This window comes from Georgenia sunbinii (assembly GCF_036421875.1).
Taxonomy (GTDB): Bacteria; Actinomycetota; Actinomycetes; order Actinomycetales; family Actinomycetaceae; genus Georgenia_B; species Georgenia_B sunbinii.
Genome location: NZ_JAZGOL010000006.1, coordinates 149,032 through 175,426, shown reverse-complemented (window position 1 = coordinate 175,426; position 26,395 = coordinate 149,032). Strand labels below are relative to the sequence as shown.

Annotated in this window: 25 protein-coding genes and 2 pseudogenes; 13 read left to right on the top strand and 14 right to left on the bottom strand. The window is 71.1% G+C overall.

Annotated elements, in window-relative coordinates:
• Nucleotides 1-33 precede the first annotated feature (33 nt).
• Complete coding sequence (locus tag V2J52_RS14940) at nucleotides 34-744, top strand: YggS family pyridoxal phosphate-dependent enzyme (protein WP_331228527.1); 711 nt, start codon at nucleotides 34-36, stop codon at nucleotides 742-744.
• Between the two features lie 36 nt (nucleotides 745-780).
• On the top strand, nucleotides 781-1,614 hold the full coding sequence (locus V2J52_RS14935) for a sulfite exporter TauE/SafE family protein (protein WP_331228526.1): 834 nt from the start codon (nucleotides 781-783) through the stop codon (nucleotides 1,612-1,614).
• Nucleotides 1,615-1,681: 67 nt separating this feature from the next.
• Here V2J52_RS14935 and V2J52_RS14925 read toward each other — a convergent pair.
• The 4 genes and pseudogenes from V2J52_RS14925 to V2J52_RS14910 all read right to left on the bottom strand — a co-directional run bounded on the left by V2J52_RS14925 (nucleotide 1,682) and on the right by V2J52_RS14910 (nucleotide 10,595).
• Nucleotides 1,682-3,696: pseudogene (locus tag V2J52_RS14925) on the bottom strand (amino acid transporter).
• A 120-nt stretch (nucleotides 3,697-3,816) separates the two neighbouring features.
• Nucleotides 3,817-5,427, bottom strand: a complete 1,611-nt coding sequence (locus tag V2J52_RS14920) for a cupredoxin domain-containing protein (protein WP_331228523.1) — start codon at nucleotides 5,425-5,427, stop codon at nucleotides 3,817-3,819.
• Between the two features lie 75 nt (nucleotides 5,428-5,502).
• Complete coding sequence (locus V2J52_RS14915) at nucleotides 5,503-9,432, bottom strand: ThuA domain-containing protein (protein WP_331228522.1); 3,930 nt, start codon at nucleotides 9,430-9,432, stop codon at nucleotides 5,503-5,505.
• A 149-nt stretch (nucleotides 9,433-9,581) separates the two neighbouring features.
• Nucleotides 9,582-10,595 carry a multicopper oxidase domain-containing protein gene (locus V2J52_RS14910; RefSeq protein ID WP_331228521.1) on the bottom strand — a complete coding sequence of 338 codons (1,014 nt, stop codon included), beginning with the start codon at nucleotides 10,593-10,595 and terminating at the stop codon, nucleotides 9,582-9,584.
• Nucleotides 10,596-11,116: 521 nt separating this feature from the next.
• Here V2J52_RS14910 and V2J52_RS14905 point away from each other — a divergent pair.
• Nucleotides 11,117-12,082, top strand: a complete 966-nt coding sequence (locus V2J52_RS14905) for a hypothetical protein (protein WP_331228520.1) — start codon at nucleotides 11,117-11,119, stop codon at nucleotides 12,080-12,082.
• An 88-nt stretch (nucleotides 12,083-12,170) separates the two neighbouring features.
• Complete coding sequence (locus tag V2J52_RS14900; RefSeq protein WP_331228519.1) at nucleotides 12,171-12,740, top strand: HhH-GPD-type base excision DNA repair protein; 570 nt, start codon at nucleotides 12,171-12,173, stop codon at nucleotides 12,738-12,740.
• A gap of 12 nt (nucleotides 12,741-12,752) precedes the next feature.
• On the opposite strand, the gene V2J52_RS14895 is transcribed toward V2J52_RS14900, so the two are convergent.
• The 9 genes from V2J52_RS14895 to V2J52_RS14855 form a co-directional block, all read right to left on the bottom strand.
• On the bottom strand, nucleotides 12,753-13,007 hold the full coding sequence (locus V2J52_RS14895) for a helix-turn-helix domain-containing protein (protein WP_331228518.1): 255 nt from the start codon (nucleotides 13,005-13,007) through the stop codon (nucleotides 12,753-12,755).
• The gene (locus tag V2J52_RS14890) at nucleotides 13,007-13,675 is read right to left on the bottom strand and encodes a hypothetical protein (protein WP_331228517.1); all 669 of its coding nucleotides are present in this window, start codon (nucleotides 13,673-13,675) and stop codon (nucleotides 13,007-13,009) included. Before V2J52_RS14890 ends, V2J52_RS14895 begins: the two co-directional genes overlap by 1 nt.
• Nucleotides 13,676-13,750: 75 nt before the next feature.
• Nucleotides 13,751-14,329, bottom strand: coding sequence for a hypothetical protein (locus V2J52_RS14885; protein ID WP_331228516.1), 579 nt, complete (start codon nucleotides 14,327-14,329; stop codon nucleotides 13,751-13,753).
• Between the two features lie 83 nt (nucleotides 14,330-14,412).
• Nucleotides 14,413-14,631 carry a PLD nuclease N-terminal domain-containing protein gene (locus V2J52_RS14880; protein ID WP_331228515.1) on the bottom strand — a complete coding sequence of 73 codons (219 nt, stop codon included), beginning with the start codon at nucleotides 14,629-14,631 and terminating at the stop codon, nucleotides 14,413-14,415.
• A gap of 68 nt (nucleotides 14,632-14,699) precedes the next feature.
• Nucleotides 14,700-15,101: a type II toxin-antitoxin system VapC family toxin gene (locus V2J52_RS14875; RefSeq protein ID WP_331228514.1), complete on the bottom strand. Its 402-nt coding sequence runs from the start codon at nucleotides 15,099-15,101 to the stop codon at nucleotides 14,700-14,702.
• Nucleotides 15,098-15,328 (bottom strand): hypothetical protein, encoded by a 231-nt coding sequence (locus V2J52_RS14870; protein ID WP_331228513.1) that lies wholly within the window; start codon nucleotides 15,326-15,328, stop codon nucleotides 15,098-15,100. Before V2J52_RS14870 ends, V2J52_RS14875 begins: the two co-directional genes overlap by 4 nt.
• A gap of 40 nt (nucleotides 15,329-15,368) precedes the next feature.
• A complete protein-coding gene (locus tag V2J52_RS14865) occupies nucleotides 15,369-16,016 on the bottom strand; it encodes a pentapeptide repeat-containing protein (protein ID WP_331228512.1) in 648 nt (215 codons plus the stop codon).
• Nucleotides 16,013-16,504: a Cys-tRNA(Pro) deacylase gene (gene ybaK, locus V2J52_RS14860; RefSeq protein ID WP_331228511.1), complete on the bottom strand. Its 492-nt coding sequence runs from the start codon at nucleotides 16,502-16,504 to the stop codon at nucleotides 16,013-16,015. The genes V2J52_RS14865 and ybaK overlap by 4 nt, the downstream gene beginning before the upstream one ends.
• Nucleotides 16,501-19,227: a DEAD/DEAH box helicase gene (locus tag V2J52_RS14855; protein ID WP_331228510.1), complete on the bottom strand. Its 2,727-nt coding sequence runs from the start codon at nucleotides 19,225-19,227 to the stop codon at nucleotides 16,501-16,503. Before V2J52_RS14855 ends, ybaK begins: the two co-directional genes overlap by 4 nt.
• A 119-nt stretch (nucleotides 19,228-19,346) precedes the next feature.
• Here V2J52_RS14855 and V2J52_RS14850 point away from each other — a divergent pair, with 119 nt between their 5' ends.
• From V2J52_RS14850 to V2J52_RS14815, 8 genes are all read left to right on the top strand, one after another.
• Nucleotides 19,347-20,036, top strand: a complete 690-nt coding sequence (locus V2J52_RS14850) for a TetR/AcrR family transcriptional regulator (RefSeq protein WP_331228509.1) — start codon at nucleotides 19,347-19,349, stop codon at nucleotides 20,034-20,036.
• A complete protein-coding gene (locus V2J52_RS14845) occupies nucleotides 20,020-20,943 on the top strand; it encodes an ABC transporter ATP-binding protein (protein WP_331228508.1) in 924 nt (307 codons plus the stop codon). Before V2J52_RS14850 ends, V2J52_RS14845 begins: the two co-directional genes overlap by 17 nt.
• A 1-nt stretch (nucleotide 20,944) precedes the next feature.
• On the top strand, nucleotides 20,945-22,600 hold the full coding sequence (locus V2J52_RS14840; RefSeq protein WP_331228507.1) for an ABC transporter permease: 1,656 nt from the start codon (nucleotides 20,945-20,947) through the stop codon (nucleotides 22,598-22,600).
• A 63-nt stretch (nucleotides 22,601-22,663) separates the two neighbouring features.
• Nucleotides 22,664-22,930 carry a type II toxin-antitoxin system VapB family antitoxin gene (locus V2J52_RS14835; protein ID WP_331228506.1) on the top strand — a complete coding sequence of 89 codons (267 nt, stop codon included), beginning with the start codon at nucleotides 22,664-22,666 and terminating at the stop codon, nucleotides 22,928-22,930.
• Nucleotides 22,927-23,322 (top strand): type II toxin-antitoxin system VapC family toxin, encoded by a 396-nt coding sequence (locus tag V2J52_RS14830; RefSeq protein WP_331228505.1) that lies wholly within the window; start codon nucleotides 22,927-22,929, stop codon nucleotides 23,320-23,322. The genes V2J52_RS14835 and V2J52_RS14830 overlap by 4 nt, the downstream gene beginning before the upstream one ends.
• Nucleotides 23,323-23,362: 40 nt before the next feature.
• On the top strand, nucleotides 23,363-24,205 hold the full coding sequence (locus V2J52_RS14825) for a hypothetical protein (protein WP_331228504.1): 843 nt from the start codon (nucleotides 23,363-23,365) through the stop codon (nucleotides 24,203-24,205).
• Between the two features lie 55 nt (nucleotides 24,206-24,260).
• Nucleotides 24,261-24,662 (top strand): VOC family protein, encoded by a 402-nt coding sequence (locus tag V2J52_RS14820; protein WP_331228503.1) that lies wholly within the window; start codon nucleotides 24,261-24,263, stop codon nucleotides 24,660-24,662.
• Complete coding sequence (locus V2J52_RS14815; protein ID WP_331228502.1) at nucleotides 24,655-25,497, top strand: PhzF family phenazine biosynthesis protein; 843 nt, start codon at nucleotides 24,655-24,657, stop codon at nucleotides 25,495-25,497. The genes V2J52_RS14820 and V2J52_RS14815 overlap by 8 nt, the downstream gene beginning before the upstream one ends.
• 17 nt (nucleotides 25,498-25,514) lie before the next feature.
• Here V2J52_RS14815 and V2J52_RS17145 read toward each other — a convergent pair.
• Nucleotides 25,515-25,651: pseudogene (locus V2J52_RS17145) on the bottom strand (DUF899 domain-containing protein); the annotation flags it as partial.
• A gap of 234 nt (nucleotides 25,652-25,885) precedes the next feature.
• On the opposite strand from V2J52_RS17145, the gene V2J52_RS14810 reads away from it, so the two are divergent.
• Nucleotides 25,886-26,368 (top strand): hypothetical protein, encoded by a 483-nt coding sequence (locus tag V2J52_RS14810; RefSeq protein ID WP_331228501.1) that lies wholly within the window; start codon nucleotides 25,886-25,888, stop codon nucleotides 26,366-26,368.
• Nucleotides 26,369-26,395: the final 27 nt, after the last annotated feature.

The following is a 26,395-nucleotide window of genomic DNA, read 5'->3' as shown; positions in this document are numbered from 1 at the left end:
ACGCCGTCGGGACGGGATATCCTCGGCACTGTGATGTCGGAGTTCTCCCAGCGGCTCGCGGCGGTGCGGCACCGGATCGCGACAGCGGCAGAGGTGGTCGGGCGCCGGCCCGACGAGGTCGAGCTGCTCGTCGCCGTCAAGGAGCAGGACGCCGAACGGGTCCGCCACGTGGTCGGCGACGGCGCGCGCCTCCTCGGACACAACCGGGCGCAGGAGCTCATCGCGATGACGCCGGCGATCGTCGATCTGTCCCACGAGATGCACTTCATCGGCCACCTGCAGTCCAACAAGGCCGGCAAGGTGGTCCCGCTCGTCTCGTGCGTGCAGAGCGTGGGCAGCTTCGCACTGGCCGAACGGCTCGACCGGCTCGCGACGGCGGCCGACCGGATCCTCGACGTGTTCGTCCAGGTCAACACCTCCGAGGAACCCACCAAGGGCGGCATCCACGTCGCCGACGCGGTCGAGCTGGCGGCCGGGGTGGGCACGCTGACGCACCTGCGGCTGCGCGGGCTGATGACCATCGGGGCCAACTCGACCGACGTCGACGTCGTCCGCGGCTCCTACGAGCGGCTCGCGCAGCTGCGCGACGAGGTGCGTGACGCGCGGGCGCCGGGCACCGCCGAGGCCGTCGAGCTGTCGATGGGGATGAGCAACGACCTGGAGATCGCCGTCGCCGCGGGCGCCACCATGGTGCGCGTCGGGGCCGGGGTGTTCGGGCCGCGCACCGCCGTCTCGCCGGTATGACCGCCGGAGCGGCGCCGTGACGGCCGGAGCGGCGCCGTGATCCTGGCGGCAGCCATCGGGGTCCTCGTCGGCGTCGTGGTCGGCACCCTCGGGGCCGGTGGTGGGATCCTGTCGTTCCCGATCCTCGTCTACGTGCTCGGCTTCGAGCCGCACGCCGCCGCGGCGGCATCCCTGGTGATCGTCGGGGCATCCTCGCTGGTGTCGCTGCTGCCCCACGCCCGTGCCGGGCACGTGAACTGGACGCAGGGGCTGGCCTTCGGCGGACTGGGTAGCGTCGGCGCGCTCGCCGGCGCGTGGACGGCGCGGCTCATCGACGCCGAGCTGCTCATGGTGCTGCTCGCTGCGCTGCTGCTCGCGGTGGCCACCATCATGCTGCGCCGGTCCTGGCGGAGGGCACGTCAGGAGCGTGGGCGGCTCTCCGCGGCTGGTACCAGCCCGGCTGGCGACGTCGAGGCTGACGCTGACGACGCGGGACACCGGACGGCTCGACGGCGGCCGTTGCTCACCGTCGTCGCCGCCAGCGTCGCGGGCCTGCTCACCGGGCTCTTCGGGGTCGGCGGCGGGTTCATCGTGGTGCCTGCCCTGGTGCTGGTCATGGGGGTCGGGATGCGCGCCGCGGTGGGGACCTCGCTGCTCGTCATCGCCGTCAACACCGTCGTGGGGCTGGCCGGCCGCATCGGGCAGAGCTACCCGATGGACTGGTGGGTCGTCGCCGCCTTTGCGGTGACGTCGATGGTGGGTGGCCTCCTCGGTGCCCGGCTGTCGACCCGCGCCAAGCCCGCCACCCTGAGCCTGCTGTTCGGTCTGTTGCTCGCGGCCGTCGCGGTGGCCACCGCCGTGCAGGCGGTGCCGGCGCTCATCGCTGGCTGAGGCCCGCGTCCGCCTGGCTGCCCGGCCACACGCCGTCCCGGCGGCCCAACCACCCCGCGGCCGGTGGTCAGCCGCCGACGTGGATCGTCGGGCGATGCTCGGGCCGGGCCTCGGTGCGCCGGATGATCTCGCGGACCATCACCGGGGTGTCCCCCTGCCCGAGGAACAGGTAGCGCAGCAGGTGGTGCACCGGCGACCCCTCGGACCAGGCGAAGTAGCAGTGCGGCCGGGTGCCGGTGGTGGTGCCGAGCGCGATGAGGATGCCGGCGATCGCGTTCGGCACCGCCGGGCTACGCACCCGCAGCACCCGGTGGCCGTCGATCTGGACGCCGTGCACCTCGAGGTCCTCGCTGAACCGCGACGGGTCGTCGACGCCGACCTCGAGGAACAGCACGTGGGAGACCGCGGGCAGCGGGTTGAGGGTGTGCTGCTGCGCTCCTTGTGCGCGTACTGCTCCGCACCGCCGGGCTCGTGACGCTTGGCGATGACGCGCAGCGTGCCGTCCTGGCGCAGCGCGTCGGTGATGTAGCGGCGCGCGGCGTCGTCGAAGCTGATCGACCCGACCCGCAGCTCGATGGAGCGGGCCGCCCGCGAGACGAGCGAGACGGCCATGATGACAACGACGAACAACCCGGCGAAGGCGATCCCGTCGGGGTGGGTGATGATGTTGTCGACGAGGGCGTAGCCGAGGATCACGCTGAGCAGCCCGAACCCGACGACGGCGCGGCGGCGCGCCTTCCGGGCCGACGAGATGGTCACCGCGACCGCACCGGACAGCATCATCGTGAGGATGCCGGTCGCATACGCCCCGGCCTGCCGGTCGACGTCGGCGTCGAAGCCGATCGTCAGGAGCACGGCGACGGCGGTGAGCACGAGGACGACCGGCCGCACCGCCCGGCCCCACTCCGGCGCCATGCCGTAGCCGGGCAGGTAGCGCGGCACGATGTTGATGAGGCCGGCCAGCGCCGAGGCGCCGGCGAACCACAGGATGAGGATGGTGCTGACGTCGTAGGCGGTGCCGACGCCCTCGCCGAGCAGGTCGTGCGCGACGTAGGCCAGCGCCCGGCCGTTCGCGGCGCCGCCGGGGGCGAACTCCTCGGGTGGGATGAGGACGGCCGTGACGACGCTGGTCGCCAGCAGGTAGCCGGACATGATGACCGCCGCGGTGGTCAGCAGCTTGCGGGTGTTGTGCACCCGGGCCTGCAGGTGGCGGTGGCCGTGCCCTTCGGCCGCCACGAGGGGCATCATGCTCACGCCGGTCTCGAACCCGGAGAGTCCGAGCACCAGCAGCGGGAAGGCGATGACGAGCGCGGTCAGCGCCTCGGTGGCGGAGCCGGCCGTCGCGGCCTGCGCCCACGCCAGGCTGAGGTCCGGGCGCGAGACGATCTCGACGACCCCCGCGGTGACGACGACGGCGTTGAGCCCGAGGAACAGCGCCACGACCGGGATGGCGACGCCGATCGCCTCGGTGAAGCCGAGGAGGAACACCCCACCGAGCACGAGGAGCAGGGTGACGGTGACCGCGATCGCCTGTCCCGACAGCGCCCCGGGTGCGAGCGGGCTCTGGAGCACGTGGACCGACGCGTCCGCTGCGGAGAGCGTGATGGTGATGACCCAGGAGGTCACCACGAAGCCGAGCAGCACGAGGACGAACACCTTGCCGCGCCAGAACGGCAGGAGGTGCTCGAGCATCGCGATCGAGCCCTGGCCGCGAGGGCTCTGCGCCGCTACTCGCCGGTACATCGGCAGCACACCGAGCAGGGTGAGTGCGACGATGAGGGCCGTCGCCAGCGGTGACAGCGCCCCCGCGGCAAGCGCCGCGATGCCGGGCAGGTAGGCGAGCGTGGAGAAGTAGTCCACCCCGGTGAGGCACATGACCTTCCACCAGGCGTGCTGGCGATCGGCCGGGTCGGCGGTGTGCGGCCCGGTGGGGCTCACCTGGTGGCGCAGCAGCCACCGCACGACGCCGGTACGGGCCTCCGGCGGCGGTGCCGGGCTCGGCACCCGGCGCGGGATCCGGCTCCGGGCCGCACCCGGAGCCGCCGTCGTCACACGCCTCGCCGGGCGCGCGTGATTCGGCATCGCGCCGTCCGGGCCTGTCGAGAAGGCCACAGCGAGAGCCTACGCCTCACCGACGACGAAGGGGTGGTAGCCGGACACTGGTCCGGCTACCACCCCTGCGATCACGTCGCGGTCAGCTGGCTACTTGCCGACCTCCGAGCGGGCGGCGGCTCGCAGGATCGCGCCGATCTCCCGCTGGGAGATGACGCCGTCGCCGGCGAGCGGCCGGACCACGTCGCCGACGTGCCGGACGAACTGGCCGTGGGTCGCGTAGTCACCGCCCTCGTCAATGAGGTCGTTGATCGTGCAGCCGTCGCCGAGATCGGCGTTGGCCACCCCGCTGTCGACGTCGCCGATGATGACCGTCGCCCGGGTGTCGGAGCACTCGCCCGGGTCCGGGTCGCCGCCGTCCTCCTCGACGATCGTGAGGCTGACCGACCCGTCGGCGGTGTTGCCGGCGACGTCGGTGGCTCGGTAGTCGACGGTGTGGTCACCGACCTCCGAGATCGCGATCGGTGCGTGGTAGTGCGTGAACTCGCCGTCGTTGAGTGAGTACTCGATGGTGTCGACGCCGGAGTCGTCGTCGGTGGCGGTGATGGCGACGTCGGCGGAGCCGATGAAGTTGCCGTCCTCGTCCTGGTCGCCGGTGGCTTCGGCGGTGACGGTCGGGGGAGTGGTGTCCTCGGGGTCGGGTTCGCCGCCGTCGTCCTCGACGATGGTGAGGTCCACCGTGCCGTCGGCGGTGTTGCCGGCGACGTCGGTGGCTCGGTAGTTGACGGTGTGGTCGCCGGGCTCGGTGATGGTGATGGGCTCGGTGTAGGGGGCGAACTCGCCGTCGTTGAGTGAGTACTCGATGGTGTCGACGCCGGAGTCGTCGTCGGTGGCGGTGATGGCGACCTCGGCGGAGCCGATGAAGTTGCCGTCCTCGTCCTGGTCGCCGGTGGCTTCGGCGGTGACGGTCGGGGGAGTGGTGTCCTCGGGGTCGGGTTCGCCGCCGTCGTCCTCGACGATGGTCAGGTCCACCGTGCCGTCGGCGGTGTTGCCGGCGACGTCGGTGGCTCGGTAGTTGACGGTGTGGTCGCCGAGCTCGGTGATGGTGATGGGCTCGGTGTAGGGGGCGAACTCGCCGTCGTTGAGTGAGTACTCGATGGTGTCGACGCCGGAGTCGTCGTCGGTGGCGGTGATGGCGACCTCGGCGGAGCCGATGAAGTTGCCGTCCTCGTCCTGGTCGCCGGTGACCTCGGCGGAGACCGCCGGGGGAGTGGTGTCCTCCGGGTCCGGTTCGCCACCGCCGTCGTCGGTGACGGTGAACTCGCCCGTCATCATCCCGTGGCCCGGGATGGCGCAGAAGTACCGGTAGGTGCCCGGCGTCAGCGTGATCTCGGCCTCGTAGTACCCCTCGTTCGCGTCGTACGGGTTGGCGGTGATGTTGAGGTCGACGTCGTGGTTGTAGCCCGGCGTCGAGGTGTCGAAGGTCAGCGTGTGGGGCATGCCGGAGGTGTTCCCGGCCGCCACGCTGTTGTCGAAGATGACCTGCGCGGTCCCGGCGACCGCCGTCTCCGGTGCGCTGAGATAGTCGGTGACGCTGTTGCCCGACGTCCAGGTGAGCACCTGGTCCTGGGCGGAGGCCGCCATCGGGACGAGGGAGAGGCCGGTGAGCGCGCCAAGGAGGGCGACGACGATGCGCCGGAGCAGTGTGCGGCGTGCCGGTCGACGATGGTGGATCTGGGGTGACATCACTTGCTGAGACATATGAGCAGTGCACCTTTCGGGTTGCGGGANGGCGAGCGGGCTGCCCGCTCGCCGCACCGGCCCGTGGATCACGACCTAGGACAGGTCACGCACGCGAACGTTGCGCATCTCCATCAGGTCGTTGCTGCCGTGGTTCTGCAGGCCGATGTAGCCGCTGGCGAACTGCCGCAGATCCGTGGGCGGGTCACCGGCACGGGACGACTCCTGGCCGGGCGAGTTCTCGAACTCGTTGATGACCACGCCGTTGCGCAGGATCGTGTACTGCTGGCCGACGACGCGGATCTCGTAGTCGTTCCACACGCCCTTGTCGGTGACACCAGCGTCCTCGAGCGCGACCGGGTCGAAGTTGTACACCGATCCGGTCTTCTGCGGCTCGCCGGTCGGGCCGTCGTACAGCTGGATCTCGTGACCGCACATGATGGCGACCCAGGCCTCGGACTGACCCTCACCGCACTCCGGCTGCTCCTCGGCAGTCGGGTCCGGGAACCGGACGAACACGCCGCCGTTGGCGTAGGTGTCGCCCTCGGAGACGTCCCGGAACTGCAGCTTGAGCGAGAAGTCCGAGAACTCCTCCGCCTCGTACCACAGCATGCCCAGGCCGCCCTGGCTCAGGATCGACCCGTCCGGGAGCAGCTCGAAGTGACCGCCCGGTGCCTGTCGCCAGTCGTCGAGCGACTCGGCGGTGCCGTCGAACAGCCACTCGTAACCGGTCTGTCCGGGGTTGCCGATCTCGGAGCGTGCTGCCCCGTTGCTCAGCTGGCCCCCGTCACGACCGGTGACCACGCCGTCGGCCCGGAGCTGGCGCACAACGTCGTTGACGTGGCGGATGAACGCGCCGTGGTTGTCCCACTCGCCCTCGTCGTTGATGAGGTCGGCGATGGTGCAGCCACCGAGGTCCTGGTTGGCCACGCCGGTGTCGACGTCACCGATCCACACGGTGTCGCGCGCGTCGGGAACGGCGCACTCGATGGTCGAGACGGTCTCGACCGTCTCCACCGTGCCGTCCGCGTAGGTCACGGTCAGCGTGACGTCGTAACTGTCCACCCGGTCGTAGGTGTGCCGGGGGTTGGGCTCGGTGGAGGTGTTGCCGTCACCGAAGTCCCACTCCCAGGCCACGCCGCCGGACCGGGATCCGGAGAACTGCACGGTCAGCGGGCTGCTCTGGATGCTCGCCGCGGTTGCGGTGGGCGCCGGGGTCGCCGGGCCACCGGTGTAGGCGATGCGGATGAGCTTCTGGTTGTCGTGCAGCGTGAAGAACGCGCTGCCGTAGTCGAGCAGGTACAGCGCACCGTCCGGCCCGAACTCGGCGTCCATCCAGCTCTGCAGCTGGTTGTCGCCGCCACCGGCGCGGATGATGTGGCGCAGGTCCTCCGCGTACAGCGGCGGTGCCTGCTCGTCGATCCCGTCGGGGTCGGCGGTCACGGCAATCCGGTTGTTCGAGTTGGACTGGTCACCGATGAGCCACTTCCCTTCCCAGTAGGAGGGCCAGGCGATCTCGCTGTCCTCGTCGACCTGCGACATGCGGTAGGTCGGGCCGGACATGACGGCCTGACCGCCACCCTGCAGGTAGGGCTGGGTGTAGGTGGCCTCGTCGGACTCGTAGCTGGGGATGCCGTCCTCGTCGCGCGGGAAGACCGGGCCACCACCCTCGGGGGCGTACCAGATCATGTTGTCCCGAGCGTCGGGGATGTCCACCAGGCCGGTGTTGCGTGGCGAGTTGTTCTCCAGGTTGTCGCAGTCGTACCAGTCGGTGAGGACGCTGGCGTCCTCGTTGCTGCGGTCGCGGTACGGCTGGCGGTCACCCATGCAGTACGGCCAGCCCTGGTTGCCCGCCGAGGTGATGATGGTCGCCGTCTCGTACTTGGCCGGGCCCAGCTCTGGGTCCGGCCCGAACGCGTCGGGACCGACCCAGGCTGCGGTCAGCCAGTCGGTGTCCGGGTCGATCTGGATGCGTGACGGGTTGCGCACGCCCATGACGTAGATCTCCGGGCGTGCCTGGTCCCCGTTGCCCTCGGCGCCGGTGAACAGGTTGTCCTCGGGGATCGTGTAGCTGCCGTCCTCCTCGGGGTGGATCCGCAGGATCTTGCCGTTGAGGTTGTTGGTGTTGCCCGAGGTGCGCCGCGCGTCCTGGAACGAGATGCCGGCGTACTCCTGGGTCCAGTTGTTGCCGGAGTATCCGTCCGAGCCCTGGGAGGAGTTGTTGTCACCGGTGGCGACGTACAGGTTGCCGTCGTCGTCGAAGCCCATGCCGCCGCCGGCGTGGCAGCAGCTGTGGATCTGGGTCTGCCACTCGAGCAGGTCGACCCGGGTGTCCTGGTCGATGGTCAGGTTCTCCCGGTCATAGGTGAACCGGGAGACGGTGCGCATCCCGATCCGGTCCTCGGTGTCGATCGACTCGTGCGGCATCCAGTAGACGTAGAGCCAGTTGTTCTCCGCGAAGTTCGGGTCCGGCTCGATGCCGAACAGGCCCTCCTCGGTCTTGACCAGCTCGCCGCCGCTGCCGCGGTTGCCGAACACGTCGAGCGTGGTCAGCAGCGTGGCCTCACCGGTCTCGGGGTCCCACTGGTGGATGGTGCCGCAGCCCAGGCCCACGTTCGGGTCGTCCCACGAGACGACGGGGCCCGTGGCGCAGGCACCGCGGCCGACATAGAAGATCGTGCCGTCGTCGGCGGCGACCAGCCCGTGCGGCTCGCCCATCTGGTCGAGCTCGCCCTCGGCGTTCTCGTCGGTGAGCCGCTCGATCTCGTAGTTGTCGCCGATGGTGGCCTGGCAGTCGCCACGGATGATTCCGGTGGACCACTGGATGGCGCCGAGCAGGTGGCTGCGGAAGGCGTCCTCGGAGTAGCTCTCCGCGGTGCCGCCCATGCCGGTGTAGAACGACCGGCCGCCGTCGTAGTCGCGGCACCAGGCGATCGGGTGGAACGCGCCGTTGGCGTTGTCACCGGGCTCGTAGCTGGTCTCGTCGATCTGGGCGACGGTGTGGACCTCTCCGGTCGGGTTGACGTCCCAGTTGAGCCACTTGTCCGAACGCGTCCACGTCTGCGGGAGCTCCGCCGTGGCCGGGTGTGCTTGGTCGGTGACGTTGACGGTCGCCTCCTGGACCGGGATCTCCACGTCGGGCGGTTCGATCGGCTCGTCGGCGAAGAGCAGCCAGTCGGCGAGCTGGACCGATGAGTCCCCGGCGTTGGCGGTGATGTCCAGCTGGAAGTGCTGGTACGACTCGGTGTTGTCGATCTCGTAGGTCTTGCGCTGGAAGCGCTCCGGGAAGTCGTCGCTGCGCGTGTCGAGGTCCACCCAGGTCTCGCCGTCGGTGGAGCCGCGCAGCGTCCACGTCTCCGGGTCACGGCCCGCGAAGTCGTTGGCGGACGTCATGGTGTAGCTCGTGATGACGGCGGGCTCGGCGAGCTCGAGGGTGATCGTGGAGGTTTCCGCGAAGGCGAGCCACTTGGTGTTCTCGTTGTCGTCGATGAGGTTCTCGACGCCCTCGTTGCCCGGGCTGTCGCCCGTCGCGGAGATCTCGGCGACCGAGCTGATCCCGGCGGGCCGGGCGCCGAGGAGCTCGGTGAACCACTGGGACTCGGGCTGGGCGGTGACGGCGTCACGGACTCCGAGGAAGCCACCGCCGTCGCTGATGAAGTCCTGCAGCGCGCCCTCCTGGGCGGCGTCGAGGGCACTGCCCTCGGCGGCGAGGAACACCACCCCGCGGTAGTTGTCGAGGTTCTCGTCGGTGAAGTCGGCCGGGTCGGTGGAGGCGGTGACGCCGAACCCGTTCTCGGCGCCCAGTTCCTCGATGGCCTGAGTGGCCTCGACGACCGGGTCGTCCTGCGCGGCCGGATCACCGTGGAAGACGAGGACATCGACGTCCTGGTCTGCGGCCGACGCCGCTGGTGCCACCGACTTCGGTTGCGCGCTCGCGGCGCTGCGGCCCTTGCTGGCGGTGGCGTCGCGGGAGCTGTCGGAGCTCCCTGGCGATGCGAGGGCGGGACCGGCGGTCATGCTCAGCATGACCGCGGCACTCGCCGTCAGGGCTCCGGCGTGCTTGAGACGCCGGAGCCGGCCAGCCCTGAGGCCGGCGCTTGCTCTTGATGTGTTGCTCAACTTCTCCCCCTTGTGAAGTAGTTTCGGCCCGCGATCTGGCGGGCCGCGAGGTATGCCTAGTGGTCGCCTCCTTCGTGCTCGTGGAACCAGTCGATGGACTCCTGGGCGCCGTCGGGCATGCTGCCGTCCGCATTGCGGACCAGGAAGATGCCCGCCATCCCGCCGTCGGAGTGGAACTGGACGTGGCAGTGGTACATCCACGCACCGGGGCCGACGTCCTCGCCGGCGATCACCTGGAAGCCGAAGGACGATCCCGGGTTGAGGTCCTTGTTGTCGATGATCTGGCTGGAGTCGCGCGGGCCCTCGAGGTAGCCGGTGCGGTTGTCCGCCCAGCGGTGCGCGTGCAGGTGGAAGGTGTGAAACATGTCACCGTGGCCGATGCAGATGTACTCCACCGTCTCGCCGAGGTTGGCCTCGAACATCGGGGTGTCCGGGGCGACCTTGTTGTTGGTGAGCATCCCGTTGAAGACGACCGTGAACTGCCGGTCGGGCAGGATGTCGCCCCGACGACGGACGATGAGCGCCCCGTAGAGCCCGGCCTGCAGCCCGCCGGTGCCGTGCGGCGTGCCCATCGCGTGGTCGTGGTAGTGCCAGTAGCCGGCGGTGCCAGGCCGGCTCCACCGGCCCAGCGACTTCTCGCCGGTCGTCCGCCAGATGTACGTCCGGGTCTCGCCCGGCTTGTTGTACGAGAAGTTCATCGGCGAGCCGTCGGACTCGGTGTCGTACAGCACCCCGTGGGGGTGGATGGACAGATCACGGTCGGTGGTGTTGACCAGCGTGATCTCCATGGTGTCGCCCTCGTACATCTCGAGGATGGGGCCGGGAATCGTCGCCTCGCCGGGCGCCAGCCCGTAGCCCACCTGGCCGCCGCCCATGTCCTCGGCGTACATCGTGATGCGGTGGACCGTCGCGAGCGGGTCGGCGGCCCGGCCCGGCGCTGCCGCCGCAGGGGTGGCGAGCGCAGCCGCAGCAGCGGGCGCGAACACCGCGGCAGCGGCGCCGCCGAGCATCGTGCGTCTCGAGAGGCCGCCGCCGGTGGGTCGGGCGGGGCTGGTCGTCTTGTCGGTCATCTTGCTCCTCTCGACTGGGGAGCCTGTGGCCGTCCGCACGCCCCCCGGCGTGGATGCCCGCCTCATCGCCGGTTCCCGTCCGGGCCCGACGATGGGCCCGGGCCGACGAGGCGCTGGAGTGAGGCGCGTCGTCGCGGCGATCCGGAGGTGAAGCAGGTCACTAAACCTGCCAACCGTAGGCCTGCATTTTGCGTTCCGTCAAGCAAAAGAACCGAGAGGGGCTTCTGTACGTCGATCTACCTAACGGGGGGTTGCTGTTTTCCGAATAAGACGGTTCACTCTCTTCCGGGGGTTGCCCTGACAGAGACGTCGTCAACTGGGCAGTGACACATGAAGTCACGTAACACGTGCGAGGTGCGTTGCGGTGGAGACACCGGCGCCACCAGGCCCGACGCTGGGTCCGGGCTCCGAGGTGCCTGCGTGCGCCTGTCGAGCTCGCGGTGCCATCCCCACCCTCAGAACCGAGCGCGCCGGCGGTCGTCCGTCGTGCCCGGGAAGCTCACCTCAGCCAAGGAGAAACCATGCGAAAGAGACTGACCAGCGTCCTCATCGGCGGACTCGTGCTTGCCGGGTTCGGGGCCATGGGTCCGGCGCAGGCCGCCCTGACCACCCACTGCGACGGGAGCGCCGAGGGGGTGACCGTCCCCGGGGACCTGGTCGTCCCCGCCGGGAAGGCCTGCTCGCTGGCGGACACCACCGTCACCGGCAACGTGCGCGTCGCCGCCGGGGCCGACCTCGTCGGCAACGGGCTCACCGTCAACGGGAACGTCAACGTCCAGGCTGACGCCTACCTCGACCTGGTGGACTCCACGGTGGACGGCAACGTCGTCAACCGCGGCGCCTTCGGCGTCTACCTCGACTACACCGAGGTCAACGCCTACAACGGCAACCCCAACGTCAACCCCGAGTCGTTCCTGTGGACCTACGAGTCCTCCTTCGCCGGCCGTGTCGCCGCCACCGGCGGGTCCGTCCTGCTGGAGAGCTCGGACGTCAACCGCGTCGTGCAGGCGACCGACACCCAGTACATCGACATCATCGACACCGTGGTCGGCGGCGCCCTGACCGTCACCGGCGCGGAGTTCGGGGCGATGGTCTGTGGCAGCGAGGTCGACGGGCACGCGACCTTCGCCGACAACGGCGTGGGGGTCCAGCTCGGTGCCGGCGGTGCGCTGGCGGCCTGCGACAACGGCACCAGCGTCTGGGGCGGCAACGTCCTGGTCTCCGGGACCACCGGCGCCGCCCAGGTGTCGGACAACATCATCCGGGGCAACCTCTCCGGCACCGGCAACGAGTCGGCGGCGCAGAGCGACAACCGTGTCCGCGGTGACATCCTCGGCCAGTTCGCCGAGGAGACCCAGCAGCGCGCGATGCGGATGCAGCTCGAGGCGCAGCCGAACGCCGAGCGCAACGCGCTCGACGAGCTGCGCAGCGAGCGCCTCGGCACCGCCGAGGAGCTCGTCGAGATCGCAGGCCCGGCCAACCTCTGACCGGACCGCTGACCGCACGGGGTCCTGCGCCGCTCCTGGCGCAGGACCCCGTCGCGCTGCCGGCCTCCCGGGTGGCAGGATCGGGGCCATGGACCTGCACCTCACCGGAGACGAGGCCGCCGACCGGCTGCTGTCGACCGACCCGTTCGCGCTGCTCGTTGGCATGCTGCTCGACCAGCAGGTGCCGATGGAGACCGCGTTCGCCGGCCCCGCCAAGCTGGCCGACCGCCTCGAACGGTTCGACGCCGCGACGCTGGCCCGTCTCGACCTTGACGAGCTGACCGAGGTCATGCGCCAGACGCCTGCGGTCCACCGCTACCCGGGATCGATGGCCAAGCGGATCCAGGCGCTGGCCGCCGTCGTCGTCGAGGAGTACGACGGCGACGCCGCCCGGATCTGGACCGACGGGCAGCCCGACGGTCCGCAGATCCTGCGCCGGCTCAAGTCGCTGCCGGGCTACGGCGAGCAGAAGGCGACGATCTTCCTCGCGCTGCTGGGCAAGCAGGGCGGGCTGGAGGCGCCGGGGTGGCGCGAGTCCGCCGGAGCCTATGGCGAGGAGGGTTCGCTGCGGTCGATCGCGGACGTCGTCGACGAGGACACCCTGCTCCAGGTCCGCGAGACCAAGCGCGCGGCGAAGGCGGCGGCGAAGAAGGGCTGAGGGTCCCGGCGGTCAGCGGACCGGTGGGGCCAGCCGGTCGCTGCGGACGAGGAGCTCGCCGATCTCGCAGTCGAGCGCCTGGCAGATCGCGACGAGCGTGGAGAACCGGATCGCGCGGGCGCGGTTGTTCTTGAGCACCGAAAGGTTGACGATGCTCACCCCGACGAGCTCGCTCAGCCGCGTCAGCGTCATCGCGCGGTCAGCAAGCAGCTCGTCGAGGCGGCAGTGGACGCCGGTGGGCGCGTCGTCGTCGGCGGCGCGAGCCATCAGACCAGCCCCTCGGTGTCCCGCTGCAGCCGGGCGCCGATCTCGAAGGCGGCGGCGACGACCCCCAGGGCGAGCCCGATGCCGATCGGCGCCAGGCTGATCTCCATGGCCAGGCCGAGGAAGCCCTCGGCCGCCCCCGCGCCGTGGTACCCCCCGGTCGACTCCGGCCCGAGGAAGGAGACGATCTCGGCCCGGCCGATGGCGCCGAGGAACTGTCCGAGCACCCCGCCGGCCATCACGAGCGCCGCGGTCGTCAGCAGCGCCGCGCTGATCGACCTGCCGAAGGGGCGCTGCCGCGCCACGCGGACGCACAGCCACAGCAGCGCGAGGCAGATGCCGATCGCCGCCAGCGAGCTCACGGCGTCGGCGCCCCACAGCAGCCACCGGGCCGACTGCGGCGCGCCCTCGACGGTGATCGTCACGGACTCGTAGCGGGCGTCGGTGATCGCAGCGATCGGCTCGGTGAACGCCGGTGTGGCGGCATCGCCGATCGTCATGTCGCGGACCTCGAGCGGGCCGCTGCCGAGGGTCTGGCGGCCGGCGAGGACGATCCCGACGGCGTGCAGCAGTGCCACCAGCGCGGCGCCGGCGCCGATGAGCCACAGGCCGACGTGGTCCGCCGTCGTGCTGGCGCGGCGGCTGGGGGAGGAAGGTGACGTGCGGGCCATTGCGATCATCCTTCACGCTTATCGATAACAACGATGATCGATAAACTTACCAGAACTGGTCGCTCGGTCGCCTGCTCAGTCGATCAGCCAGTGGTGCCGCAGCCGCAGCGCCCGTTCGAGGGCGGCGAGCACGGCGGCGATGGTCAGCGGGGTGTTGAGCACGCCGGGCAGCGTGACCGGCGCGACGAACGTGAACCAGCCGGTGAGCTCGGCGACTGCCGCGACGAGCTGGGGCAGCTGCAGCACGAGGGCGATGACGAGCACCGCCGTCGACGCCGCCCCGAGTCGCCGGCTGATCGTGGGGTGGTCGCGGTCGAGATCGGCCCGCCAGCGCTCGCCGGTCCCGCGCGCGGGGACCAGTGGGCGCTCGGTGCCGTCGGGCAGCACGAGGTGGGCCCGGCGCAGACCGAAGGTGCTCATCGCGGCCTCGATCCGCGCGCCGTCGTCGAGCGGGAATCGTGTCCGGCCGCGCTGCACCCGGTCCTGCCGGCCGTCGCGGTACAGCACCACCTTGTCGTCCCAGTCGAAGAAGTCGACGTCGATGTCCCACCGTGCGCCGTCGTGCTCGGTGCCCAGCACCGACCGGTAGATGAAGTGCCAGCCGGCCATCGGCCGCAGCTCGCTGCCGTCGCCGGCTCGTTCTCTCGTCGTCACCCGAGCACCTTGGCACGGTGGGCCGGGGTGACGCGTCCATCCTTCGATTGACGGCGACGGCGGCCGTGTGGGTGGCGGCCGGCTCAGGCGGGGTGGCGGCCCTTGGCGAAGTAGGTGATCGGGCCGACGAAGTTCACCGCGATCACCACGGCCCAAACCGCCTTGGGGCCCCTGACCTGTTCGCTGGGACGCTTCGCCAGGTCGGCCCACGCCGTGGCCGCCAGCGTGAGCTGGACGGCGCCGAGCGCGACCGTCATGACGCGAGCACCAGCGCTCACATCCTTCGATCGACGCTTGCTCATGGTGATCTCCTCGGTTCGTCGGGCTGCCATCCTGCCGCCGGTCGGGCGCTGTGTCGAGGGAGGGCGAGTCAGGTCATCAGGTCGAACGTGCAGCGAGGTCCGTTGGCCTCGGCGAGCTTGCGGTCGCAGGTGACGAGCCGGCCGTCCAGCCGTTCTGTCAGGGCGACGTACGCGGCGTCGTACGCGGTGACGTTGTCGCGCAGTTCCCAGATCCGTTGCAGGAGCGGCGCGAGCGGCATGCGTCGGATCGGGAAGCCTGCCACGTGCTGCAACGCTCCCGGCACCGCCGCCCGCAGCGTGGGGTTCGACCGGCTCAGACCGCGCAGCGCCGACACGATCTCAGCGTCCAGATGTGCCGGCGCGAACAGCGCGTCGCCGACCGCCAGCCGCGCGACGACCGCCTGTCGCCGAGGGTCCTCGACCGCATAGAAGGCGACGAGCGCGGAGGCGTCGACCACGGCCAGGCTCACGAGGCCTCGCGCACGTCCCGCACCGCGGCGGCCGCGTCCTCGAGGGACACGCCACTGCCCTCGGGCGGCTGGTACGACGCGAGATAGTCGTCGAGCCGCGTCACCTGCGCGACCTCGGTGAGGCGCGCGACGACGAACGCCGACAGTGACTGGCGGTTGGCCTCGGCCGCATCGACCAGTGCTGCATACACGTCGTCGGGCACGTCCCGGAGATTCATGCGCCTCATGGTGCCAGTGTGGCACCACGGGCGGGTCTGGGCCAGGCCATCAGTCGCGGATGACGATTCCGAGCTCGCGGGCCATCGCCGGCAGCAGCGCGACGGCGTCGTCGCCGGTGACCGTCGCGCCGCGCAGTGCGGTGACGCCGCCGATGCCGTCCAGCCGGCAGTCGCGCAGCTCGACGTCAGTGCACCGCAGGCCGGAGAGCTGGGCACCGGAGAGGTCGCAGTCCTCGAGGAGCACGTCGTCGAACACCGTCTCGGTGAAGGTTGCCTCGGACAGGTCGCAGCCGCGCAGCACGACGCGCCGCAGCTGGGTGCCGTGCCACGTCGTCAGCTTCGCCTGGACGCCCTCGAGGAGCGTCGACCGCGCCCGCACCCCGACGAGCAGGGCGCCGGTGAGGCGGGCGTCGCGCACCGAGCAGCGCATCAGCGAGCCCTCGCGCCACACCAGGTTGGCGAGGTCCGCGCCGTCGAGCCGGCAGTCCGCCAGCGTCACCCGCTCCCACGCGGCGCCGCCGGCCCGGACCCGGCTGAGGTCGCTCGCGTCCACCTGCGCCTCGCGCAGCGTGGTGAGCACGGCGCCGGTGAGGTCGACGCCGGACGTCGTCGCGTCGTCGAGGTCGGTGACGTCGCCGACCTCGAGGTGCGGCGGGATTGCCGGCTCGGGGATGCGCCGCACACGGGGGCGGGTCACGACTGGCCGATCGGTGCGGTGCGGGCCCCGGTGAGCGCGACGAGGTCGCCGGGGGCGAGCTCGACGTCGCAGCCTCGCCGACCGGCGCTGACCAGCACCGCCGGGTGGTCCAACGCGGTGGTGTCGACAACGACGGCGAGCGCCTTGCGCTGGCCGAGCGGCGAGATCCCGCCGATGACGTACCCGGTGGCGCGCTCGGCGACGTCCCGCGGCGCCATCGTGGCGCGCTTGCCGCCGACCGACGCCGCCAACGCCTTGAGGTCGAGCTCCCCGGTGACCGGCACGACGGCGACCACGAGCCGATCGTCCACCTGCGCGACGAGCGTCTTGAGGACCCGCGCGGGGTCGACGCCGAGCGCCGCGGCAGCCTCCGCCCCGTAGGAGAGTCCGCTGCGCGGGTCGTGGTCGTACTCGCGGACGGTGTGCTCGATGCCGGCGGTCTGCAGTGCGCGTAACGCCAGGGTGCCGGCCGGTGCCCGCCGGCTCACCGCGGCCCGACCTCGAGCACCCGCAGCACCGCACCGGTCGCCTCGTCGCTGGCGTCGAGGTCGACGAGCACGGTGATGCCCCAGTCGTGGTCGCCCTCCGGGTCATCGAAGGTCTGGCGCACCAGCCACGCACGGTGCCGCTCGGCGAGATCGAGCGTGGCGTCGTCGTCCTCGGCGATCCCCGCGCGCAGCAGGTCCTCGCGGGTGGGGCGCTCGACGATCCGCACCAGCGCGGCCGACCGGGCCTCGGTGTCGACGCCGAGCCAGTCGTACTCCTGCCAGTAGGGGGCCATCGCCTGCTGCCAGCGGGTCTCGTCCCAGCCGTCGGCGCCGTGCATCTGGCCCAGCGCCTCGTGACGCTCGGTCGCGACGAGGTCGAGCCGCCGGAACACCGCGTTGCGCACCGCCACCCGGAAGGCGTGCCGGTTGCGGGTGAAGGCGATCGGCTCGCCGTCGGGCCCCTCGCCGAACCGGCGCTCGACGACGTCGACAATCCCGCTGTCGGTGACAATCCCGCTGGCGGTGACAAGTCTGCTGTCGGCGGAAGGGGGGAGGGTGGCGGCTGCGGCGGCGCTGGGGGCGGCGTCGCGGAGGGACTCCCACTCGTCGAGCAGCGAGGAGTCGACGGCGCGGACGAGGGTGCCGAGCCACTCGATGATCTCCTCGACCTCCTCGGTGCGGGCGTGCTCGGGCACCACCTGGCGCAGCGCGCGGTAGGCGTCGGTGAGGTAGCGCAGCACGACTCCCTCGCTGCGTCCGACGTCGTAGCGGGAGACCAGCTCGGAGAACGTCATCGCGCTCTCCACCATCTCGCGCACCACCGACTTCGCCTTGAGCTCGTTGTCGGCGACCCACGGGTTGGTCTGCCGGTAGAGGGTCAGTGCGGCCTCGAGCAGCTCGGCCAGCGGCCGCGGCCAGGTGATCTCCTCCAGCGCCGCCATCCGGTCCTCGTACTCCATGCCCTCGGCCTTCATCTGGCCGATCGCGTCGCCGCGGGCCGCGCGCTGCTGGGCGTACAGCAGCGGCCGCGGGTCCTCCAGGGTGGCCTCGATGACCGAGACGACGTCGAGCGCGAAGTCCGGTGCGTCGACGTCGAGGAGGTCGATGGACGCCAGCGCGAACGGCGACAGCGGTGCGTTGAGCGCGAAGTCCCGGGGCAGGTCGAGGGTGAGGTGGACGTAGGGCTCGCCGGGGTGGGCGCGGCGCCACGCGGCGTCGTGGTGCTCGACGACGCCGGCGGTGCGCAACGAGCGGTAGATCTCCACCGCCCGGCGGATGTGCATGTTGCGCGGCGAGCGCGGCTCGTGGTTGTCGGTGAGCAGCTTGTACATCGCCTTGACCGGGTCGCCCGGGCGGGCCAGCACCGACAGCACCATTGTGTGAGTGACGGAGAACTGGCTGGTCAGCGGCTCCGGCGAGGCGTCACGCAGCCGCTCGAAGGTCTTGTCGGTCCAGTTGACGACGCCGCTGGGGGCCTTCTTGCGGACGATCTTCTTCCGCTTGCGCTCGTCGTCGCCGGCCTTGGCCAGCGACTTGGCGTTCTCGATGACGTGCTCGGGCGCCTGGACGATCACCTCGCCGGTGGTGTCGTAGCCCGCGCGGCCGGCGCGGCCAGCGATCTGGTGGAACTCGCGGGCGCTGAGGTGGCGCGAACGCTCGCCGTCGAACTTGGTCATCGCGGTGAACACCACAGTGCGGATCGGCACGTTGATGCCGACGCCGAGGGTGTCGGTGCCGCAGACGACGGCGAGCAGCCCGGCCTGGGTCAGCCGCTCGACCAACCGCCGGTAGCGCGGCAGCATCCCCGCGTGGTGGACGCCGATCCCCAGCCGCAGCAGCCGCGAGAGCGTCTGGCCAAAGCCCTTGGCGAAGCGGAAGTCCCCGAGCGCCTCGGCGATCTCGTCGCGCCGCTCGCGGGAGGCGATGTTCACCGAGGTGAGCGCCTGCGCGCGCTCGACGGCGTCCTTCTGCGCGAAGTGGACGACGTACACCGGCGACTTGTGGGTCTGCACCAGCCGCAGCAGCAGGTCCTGGATCGGTTCGACGGAGTAGTCGAAGCTCAGCGGCACCGGCCGCTCGGCGTCGTCGACCACCGCGACGTCACGGTCGGTGCGCCGCTGCAGGTCCTCGACGAAGAACGAGACGTCGCCCAGCGTGGCGCTGAGCAGCACGAACTGGGTGTGGGGCAGCTCGAGGAGCGGGACCTGCCAGGCCCAGCCGCGCTGCGGGTCGGCGTAGAAATGGAACTCGTCCATGACGACGATCCCGGCGTCCAGCGCGGCACCCTCGCGCAGCGCCTGGTTGGCGAGGATCTCCGCGGTGCAGCAGATGATCGGGGCGTCGGGGTTGATCGCCGAGTCCCCGGTGACCATGCCGACGTTCGACGAGCCGAACAGCGCGACGAGCTCGAAGAACTTCTCACTCACCAGCGCCTTGAGCGGCGCGGTGTAGTACGTGCGCTCGCCCCGGGCCAGCGCCACGGTGTGGGCCGCCAGCGCGATCATCGACTTCCCCGACCCGGTGGGCGTCGCCACGATGACGTGCGAGCCGGTGGCGATCTCCAGCAACGCCTCGTCCTGGTGGGGGTAGAGCGCGCGGCCGGTGCCGGCGGCCCAGGCGGTGAAGCCCTCATAGAGCGCGTCGGGGTCGAGCTCGCCGTCCTCGGCCGCATCGTCCTCGAGACGGTCGAGGAGAACGTTGAGCTCGTGCACGGTGACAGTCACCGGGCCAGTCTCGCAGAGAAGGCCGGACGGTCCGGGGCTAGCACCGGGCCCGCCTTGAGGAGTAGGCTGACTGTACGTTCAGTCAGCCTGGACTGGGGACCAGTTGCGAGGGAGCAGGGATGACACAGCGGGTCGATGCCGAGGCACTGCCGGACGGCACCGGTGCGGAGCGGATCCTGCGGGTCGCCGTCGACCTGTTCGGCCGCCATGGCGTGCGAGCCACCAGCCTCAAGGCGATCGCGGCAGATGCCGGGGTGTCGCCGGCGCTGATCCTGCACCACTACGGCTCCAAGGACGGCCTGCGGGTCGCCTGCGACACGCATGTTGCCGCCACCCTGAGGGGCATCAAGGCCGACGCCGTCGCGCGGGGCACGCGCCTCGACCCGCTCTCGATGTTCGAGGGCTTACCGGAGCGCCGGCCGCTGGTGCGCTACTTCGCGCGCACCGTCACCGACGGCAGCCCGCACGTCAACGAGCTGGTCGACCAGCTCGTCGCCGACGCCGAGCGCTACACCGCCGACGCCCAGCGGCAGGGCCTGGTGCGGTCCAGTAGCGACCCGAAGGCCCGCATCGTGGTGCTGCTGCTCGCCTCGCTCGGCACCCTTGTGCTGCACCCGCACCTGGAGCGGCTGCTGGGGGTCGACCTCATCGACGGCGACGAGCCGCCGATGCGCTACTACCGCGCCCTGCTCGAGATCTACTTCGACGGGGTGTTCGCCGACGACAGCTATCCCGAGCTGCGCGCGGCACTCGACGTCTCGGCCCCGGTGGCCGGGGAGGAAGGACAGACCGATGACAACAACCCCTGAGGTGATCGAGTCCGCCGGACTCGTGAAGACCTTCGGCGCCACGCGGGCGCTGGACGGGCTGGACCTGACCGTCGGGCGCGGCGAGGTGCACGGCTTCCTCGGCCCGAACGGCGCCGGGAAGTCCACCATGATGCGGGTGCTGCTCGGGCTGCTGAGGGCCGACGGCGGCTCGGTGCGCCTGTTCGGCGCCGACCCGTGGACCGACGCCGTCGCTCTCCACCGCCGGCTCGCCTATGTCCCGGGCGACGTCGAGCTGTGGCCCAACCTCACCGGCGGCGAGGCCATCGACCTGCTCTCCCGGCTGCGGGGCTCGGTGAACCAGCGCCGCCGCGACGAGCTGTGCGAGCGGTTCGACCTCGACCCGAGCAAGAAGGCCCGCACCTACTCCAAGGGCAACCGGCAGAAGGTCGCGCTGATCTCGGCGCTGACGTCCGACGTCGAGCTGCTGCTGCTCGACGAGCCGACCGCCGGGCTGGACCCGCTGATGGAGGTGGTGTTCCAGCAGTGCATCACCGAGGCCCGGGACACGGGCGCCACCGTGCTGCTCTCCAGCCACATCCTGGCGCAGGTCGAGGTGCTGGCGGACCGGATCTCCATCGTCCGGCACGGCCGGATCGTCGAGACCGGCTCGCTGCACGACCTGCGCCACATGACCCGCACCAGCATCGTGGTGAGCACCGAACGGTCCGCTGACGGCCTCGCTGGTGTGCCCGGCGTGCACAACCTGCAGCGCGACGACGGGCAGCTGCGGCTGGACGTCGACGGCGACCAGGTCGGTCCGGTGATGCGAGAGCTGGGCGCCCTCGGGGTGCGGTCGATCGTCGCTCACCCGCCCACCCTTGAGCAGCTGCTCATGCGGCACTACGGCGACGAGGTCGGCCCCGGTCGGCGCGAGGAGGTGGCCTGAGATGGCCTCGACGCTCGACACCCGGACCTCCCGCCCGCCGGTGAGGGGCGGCTCGGAGGACTCCGGGCCGCGGGCCGGCACCACGGTGATGGTGCGGTTCATGCTGCGCCGGGACCGCGTCAAGCTGCCGGCGTGGATCGCCGGGCTCGGCGTGTTCGTGGTCTACATCGGTGCCGCGCTGCCACAGCTGGCGCCGACGGAGGAGGACCTCGCCGCCGTCGCCCCGCTGGTCCAGCAGCCGGTGGGCCGGATGTTCACCGGCCCCGGGTACGGCATGGACGCGCCGACCTACGAGAACTTCTTTGCCGCCGGGTACGCCCCCTACCTCTTCCTGCTCGCCGCGCTGATGAACATCATGCTTGTCACCCGGCACACCCGGCTGGAGGAGCAGACCGGCCGCGCCGAGCTGGTGCGGGCCAACGTCACCGGTCGGCAGACGATGCTCACCGCCGCCCTGGTGGTCGCGGCGATCGGCAACGCCGCAGTGGCCGTCGTGGTCACCGCGCTGGCGATCGCCAACGGCTTCGCCGCCACCGGGTCGTTGCTCATCGGCTGCGGCGCGGGACTGGTCGGGATGGCGTTCGCCGGACTCACCGCGGTCACCGCCCAGCTGAGCGAGAACTCGCGCGGCGTCGCCGGTCTCGCCGGCATCGTGCTCGGCGTCGCCTACCTGCTCCGGGCCGTCGGCGACATGGCCGAGCTCGGCGGCAGTGCGCTGTCGTGGGCCTCGCCGCTGGGCTGGGCGTCCCAGACTGCGCCCTACGTCCTCGACCGGTGGTGGCCGCTGCTGCCGCTGGCCGCGCTCGCCATCGTCGGGGTGGTCCTCGCCTTCGTGCTCCAGGGGCGACGTGACCTGGGCGCCGGACTGCTCAGCGCCCGTCCCGGACGAGCGACCGCCCGGCCGTCGCTGGGCACCCCGCTCGGGCTGGCCGCCCGGCTGCAGCGCGGTGCGTTCCTCGGCTGGGGCGTCGCGGTACTCGCTTTCGGCGTCGTCGACGGCGCCTTCGCCCAGGTGATGCTCGACGCCGACATGCCGCCGGCGGTCGGCGAGATCTTCGGCGGCGAGGTCGGGATGCTCGGCGGCTACCTGGCGTTCCTCGCCACCTTCAACGGCTACCTCACCGCCGCCTACACCGTCTTCGCCGTGCAGAGCCTGCGGGCGGAGGAGAGTCACGGCCGGGCCGAGCAGGTGCTCGCGACGCCGACGGCGCGGGCCACCTGGGCCGGCGCGCACCTGCTCGTCGTCGCACTCGGCGCGGCCGTCATCCTCGTGGTCGGCGGCGTCGGCACCGCGCTCGCGGTCGCGGCAGTCACCGGGGAGAGCGGCATCATCGGCGACGTCGTGCTCGCGCACGTGAACATGCTGCCCGGGGTGCTGGTGGTGCTGGGGCTCAGCGCGCTGCTGTTCGGTTGGCTGCCGCGGCTGATGGCGCCGGTCGGATGGGCGCTGGTCGGTGTCATCGTGTTCGTCGGCAACTTCGCCGGGCTGCTCGACCTGCCGCCGTGGCTGGCGAACATCTCGCCGCTGAGCCACCCGGCCCAGGTGCCGCTGGAGGACGTCGCGCTGATCCCGCTCCTCGTCCTCCTCGGCCTCGCCGCGGCGCTCGCGGGTCTGGGCCTGCTCGGGCTGCGCCGCCGGCAGATCGAGACGCGCTGAGTCTCGCGGAGGGGCCGACATGGAAAGGGTAGACGTGGGATCTGCCCTGGGTAGAATTGACGCATGGCGCTGAACATCAAGAATGAACGGACGCACGCCCTGGTGCGCCGGCTCGCCGAGATGACCGGCCAGAGCCAGACGAGCGCCGTCGAGGACGCCGTGCAGCGACGCATCGAGGAGCTGTCCCGCTCCGAGGACGAGGTCGAGGCGAAGGTCGAGCGCGCGCTGCGGATCGCCGAGGAGTTCAGCGCGGACCTCACTCCGCAGGACCGTGAAGCGCTGCTGTCCGCGGACGACTACCTCTACGACGAGCTCGGCCTGCCCAAGTGATCGTCGATACCTCGGCACTGGTCGCGATCCTTGCCAACGAGCCTGAGCGGTCGCTGTTCACCCGGATGATCGGGAGTGCTCGGCCGGCGAGGATCTGCGCCGCGACGCTCGTCGAGGCGCGGGTGGTCGTGGAAGCCCGGTTGGGGCCACGTCAGCGTCGAAGGCTTGATGCGCTGTTGCGAGAGCTGGAGGTGGAGGTCGTGGCGTTCGACGAGCAGCAGGCAACGATCGCCAGTGAGGCGTACCGCGACTACGGAAAGGGCTCGGGTCACCCGGCGCGACTGAACCTGGGCGACTCCTACTCCTACGCCCTGGCATCCCGCACGGGAGAACCACTGCTCTTCAAGGGAAACAACTTCGGCTACACGGACCTGCGACCCGCCGTCGGCTGATGCCCGCGTGGCGCGGGGCGTCGTGACCGACAATGGCGCCATGGGACCACCGGCCGATGGGCTCGTCGCTCAGTCGACGTACCGCTACCTGCGGCTGATGATGATCACCCTCCCGACCCTGCTCCTGGTGGCCACCGCCCTCGCGTTCTTCTGGCTCGGCACCATCGAGACGTCGATCAGCGCCTACTACCTCGGTCCCATCCGCGACGTCTTCGTCGGCGTCCTCATGGCCGCGGCCGCGTGCCTCGTGGTCTACCGCGGCTCCTCACCGCTGGAGGACTTCGCGCTCGACGTCGCGGGCTTCTTCGCGATCTTCGTCGCCCTCGTGCCGACCCGCCTCGACCTCACCCTGGCGGACCTCGACGCACCCCGGCGGGCCGATCTGATCACCGCGCTGCAGGCGTCGACGGTCGCCGTCCTCGTCGTCTCCGCCCTGTTCATCCTCGTGGAGGTCCGCACCGCGCCGTGGAAACCGGCGCCGCTCGGGCCGCACCGTCCGACCCGCGTCGTCGCCGCCGTCACCAACGCGGTGCTCGTGCTGTTCGTCGCGTTCGTCGTGCTGCGGGTGATGGAGGGGCAGGACTTCGCCGGCGTCCACGGGGCGGCGGCCGTGCTGCTCATCGCGAGCCTCGCGGTCGCCGTCGCCAGCCACGGCTGGCCGGGGGCGACGGGTGCGCAAGGCAGTGCCACGGACGCCGCCCGGCGTGACCACCGCGGGAAGTACCGGACGATCTTCCTGCTGATGGTCGCCGGCGCCCCGCTGTTCGGGCTGCTGAACCTGCTCGGGTGGGACTACGCGCTGCTCGCGGTCGAGTGGTACGAGATCGCCCTCTTCGCGCTGTTCTGGGTGCTGGAGACCGGGCGGACCTGGTCCAAGGGCTGACAGCGGGTCACGGCGGGTGGTTCACTTGTCGCGACCGATTGCCCGAGGAGGCGCGATGTCCGTCCGCTGGTACACCCTCGTGATCGACTGCCACGACCATGCGGCGCAGGCCGCCTGGTGGGCGCAGGCACTGGGCTGGGTGCGGGCCTACAGCTCCCCGGAGGAGATCGTGCTCGTGCCGCCGCACGCGCTCGAGCCCGGAGCGCGCACCGTGCCGCCCGAGCGGCGCGGCCCGGGCCTGGTCTTCGTCCCGGTGCCGGAGGGCAAGACCGTGAAGAACCGGCTCCACCTCGACCTCGCCCCGCTGGCGGACGACGACCAGGAGGCCGAGGTACGCCGGCTGATCGACCTGGGTGCCCACCGGGTGGACGTCGGCCAGCCGTCGGACGTGTCGTGGGTGGTGCTCGCCGATCCCGAGGGCAACGAGTTCTGCGTGCTCAGCTCGCGCGATGACTGAGGCCGCAGTGCAGAGACGCTTCCGTCAGGTGGACGTCTTCGGGGCCGGCCCCGGCCAGGGCAACGCGCTCGCCGTCGTCGTCGACGGCGACGGCCTCACCACCGAGCAGATGCAGCGGTTCGCCGCCTGGACCAACCTCGCGGAGACCACCTTCCTGCTGCCGGCCACCGCCGACGGCGCCGACTACCGGGTGCGGATCTTCACCACCGGCACCGAGCTGCCGTTCGCCGGGCACCCGACGCTCGGCTCCGCGCACGCCTGGCTGGCGACCGGTGGGGTGCAGGCCGCCGCCGGGCGCCTGGTCCAGCAGTGCGGCGTGGGACTGGTCGAGCTGCGGGAGGACGACGGCGGCACGTGGGCCTTCGCCGCCCCGCCGCTGCGCCGGTACGAGCGGCCGGACGGCGCCACCCTCGGCCGGGCGGTCGACGCGCTCGGGCTCGCGGGCGACGACGTCGTCGCCGCCTCCTGGATGGAGAACGGCCCGCCGTGGCTCGCGCTGCGGCTCCGGACGGCGGTCGACGTGCTCGCCGTCCGGCCGCGGTACGAGCGGTTCGGCGAGCTGCGCCTCGGCGTCGTCGCGGCCCCCGGGAGTGGCGGCGCCGACGTCGAGGTCCGGGCGTTCACCGTCGACGGCGGCGAGGACCCGGTCACCGGCAGCCTCAACGCCGGGCTCGCCCGGTGGCTCACCGACACCGGCGTGGTGAGCACGCCCTACCTCGCCGCGCAGGGCACCGCGCTCGGGCGGGCGGGACGGGTGCGGGTCACCGCCGCCGACGGCGAGCTGTGGGTGGGCGGCGCCGTGACCACGGTGATCAGCGGCACCGTCGACCTCTGAGGGCGCCGTCGGGTTCGTCAGCGGTGAGGGCCGTGCTGCCGAGCGACGTGACGGGTGTCGCGCCCGGGCGGGTCCACTGCGGTACCGGGCGGCTGGTCGGTCCCAGGGTGGCGTTGCCGTCCGCGTCGGTGCGCCAGAACCAGCAGACGCCCCGGGCGTTGAGGTAGACGGCGTCCTTCAGGTGCCAGGCGGTGGTCGTGCTGTGGATTTCGCCGTTGAGTGGCGGGGTCCTGTTGACGCTCCGGGTGGCTTCCGCTCCTGAGTCAGGCTGGCGGGCTGCGCTGACTGACGTGCCGGAAGCCGATCTCGTTGGGGCACCCATCGCGGCAGCCACGATCCCACGGATCGAGAGCGGCCAGGACCGTTGGCCCGGCTCTATGGTGACCACATGGACTGGGAGTTGCGCGTGCTGGGGTACTGGGTGGTCTCTGTGCTCGCTGTGACCCTGGTGCCGCAAACAGTGGTTGGCGTAGTCCTCGGGATCAGCAGCCTCTTCTCGCCGACGGTGCCTTACATGCCCGGCGCCTTGCTGTGGTTCATCGTCGTGGCGGCACCCATCGCTCTGGTCTTTGCTGTCCTGGCAACAACGGCATCCCTGCTTGCGGTGTACCAGCTGAAGCTCGGTGCGCCCGATCGGCGGCGACTACGGTGGACGGGCTACCTGATCTTCCTCATGATGGTGTTCGCCCTGGTTGCGATCATCGGTGGCCTGCTGGCACCGACGGCCGCGACGTCGCTCGCGCTACTTGCGGCGCTGGCGTCAGTCCTGGCAGTGGGGTCCACGATTCACCTGCGACGCCTGGACCGGCGCTACTCGCTTCCAGGAACGACGAGCTCACGGGTAGTGGCGGGTACCGCCCAGGTCATGTGACACGTTCCGCCACCTGGCCACGCAAGA

Excerpts from the sequence above, each read along its gene's own strand:
- V2J52_RS14940 (WP_331228527.1), top strand. The coding sequence starts at position 34 with ATGTCGGAGTTCTCCCAGCGGCTCGCGGCGGTGCGGCACCGGATCGCG.
- V2J52_RS14915 (WP_331228522.1), bottom strand. The coding sequence starts at position 9,432 with ATGCTGAGCATGACCGCCGGTCCCGCCCTCGCATCGCCAGGGAGCTCC.
- V2J52_RS14810 (WP_331228501.1), top strand. The coding sequence starts at position 25,886 with ATGGACTGGGAGTTGCGCGTGCTGGGGTACTGGGTGGTCTCTGTGCTC.
- V2J52_RS14870 (WP_331228513.1), bottom strand. The coding sequence starts at position 15,328 with ATGAGGCGCATGAATCTCCGGGACGTGCCCGACGACGTGTATGCAGCA.
- V2J52_RS14840 (WP_331228507.1), top strand. The coding sequence starts at position 20,945 with ATGGCCTCGACGCTCGACACCCGGACCTCCCGCCCGCCGGTGAGGGGC.
- V2J52_RS14920 (WP_331228523.1), bottom strand. The coding sequence starts at position 5,427 with ATGTCTCAGCAAGTGATGTCACCCCAGATCCACCATCGTCGACCGGCA.
- V2J52_RS14905 (WP_331228520.1), top strand. The coding sequence starts at position 11,117 with ATGCGAAAGAGACTGACCAGCGTCCTCATCGGCGGACTCGTGCTTGCC.
- V2J52_RS14825 (WP_331228504.1), top strand. The coding sequence starts at position 23,363 with ATGGGACCACCGGCCGATGGGCTCGTCGCTCAGTCGACGTACCGCTAC.
- V2J52_RS14845 (WP_331228508.1), top strand. The coding sequence starts at position 20,020 with ATGACAACAACCCCTGAGGTGATCGAGTCCGCCGGACTCGTGAAGACC.
- V2J52_RS14900 (WP_331228519.1), top strand. The coding sequence starts at position 12,171 with ATGGACCTGCACCTCACCGGAGACGAGGCCGCCGACCGGCTGCTGTCG.
- V2J52_RS14835 (WP_331228506.1), top strand. The coding sequence starts at position 22,664 with ATGGCGCTGAACATCAAGAATGAACGGACGCACGCCCTGGTGCGCCGG.
- V2J52_RS14890 (WP_331228517.1), bottom strand. The coding sequence starts at position 13,675 with ATGGCCCGCACGTCACCTTCCTCCCCCAGCCGCCGCGCCAGCACGACG.
- V2J52_RS14895 (WP_331228518.1), bottom strand. The coding sequence starts at position 13,007 with ATGGCTCGCGCCGCCGACGACGACGCGCCCACCGGCGTCCACTGCCGC.
- V2J52_RS14850 (WP_331228509.1), top strand. The coding sequence starts at position 19,347 with ATGACACAGCGGGTCGATGCCGAGGCACTGCCGGACGGCACCGGTGCG.
- V2J52_RS14820 (WP_331228503.1), top strand. The coding sequence starts at position 24,261 with ATGTCCGTCCGCTGGTACACCCTCGTGATCGACTGCCACGACCATGCG.
- V2J52_RS14910 (WP_331228521.1), bottom strand. The coding sequence starts at position 10,595 with ATGACCGACAAGACGACCAGCCCCGCCCGACCCACCGGCGGCGGCCTC.
- V2J52_RS14815 (WP_331228502.1), top strand. The coding sequence starts at position 24,655 with ATGACTGAGGCCGCAGTGCAGAGACGCTTCCGTCAGGTGGACGTCTTC.
- V2J52_RS14880 (WP_331228515.1), bottom strand. The coding sequence starts at position 14,631 with ATGAGCAAGCGTCGATCGAAGGATGTGAGCGCTGGTGCTCGCGTCATG.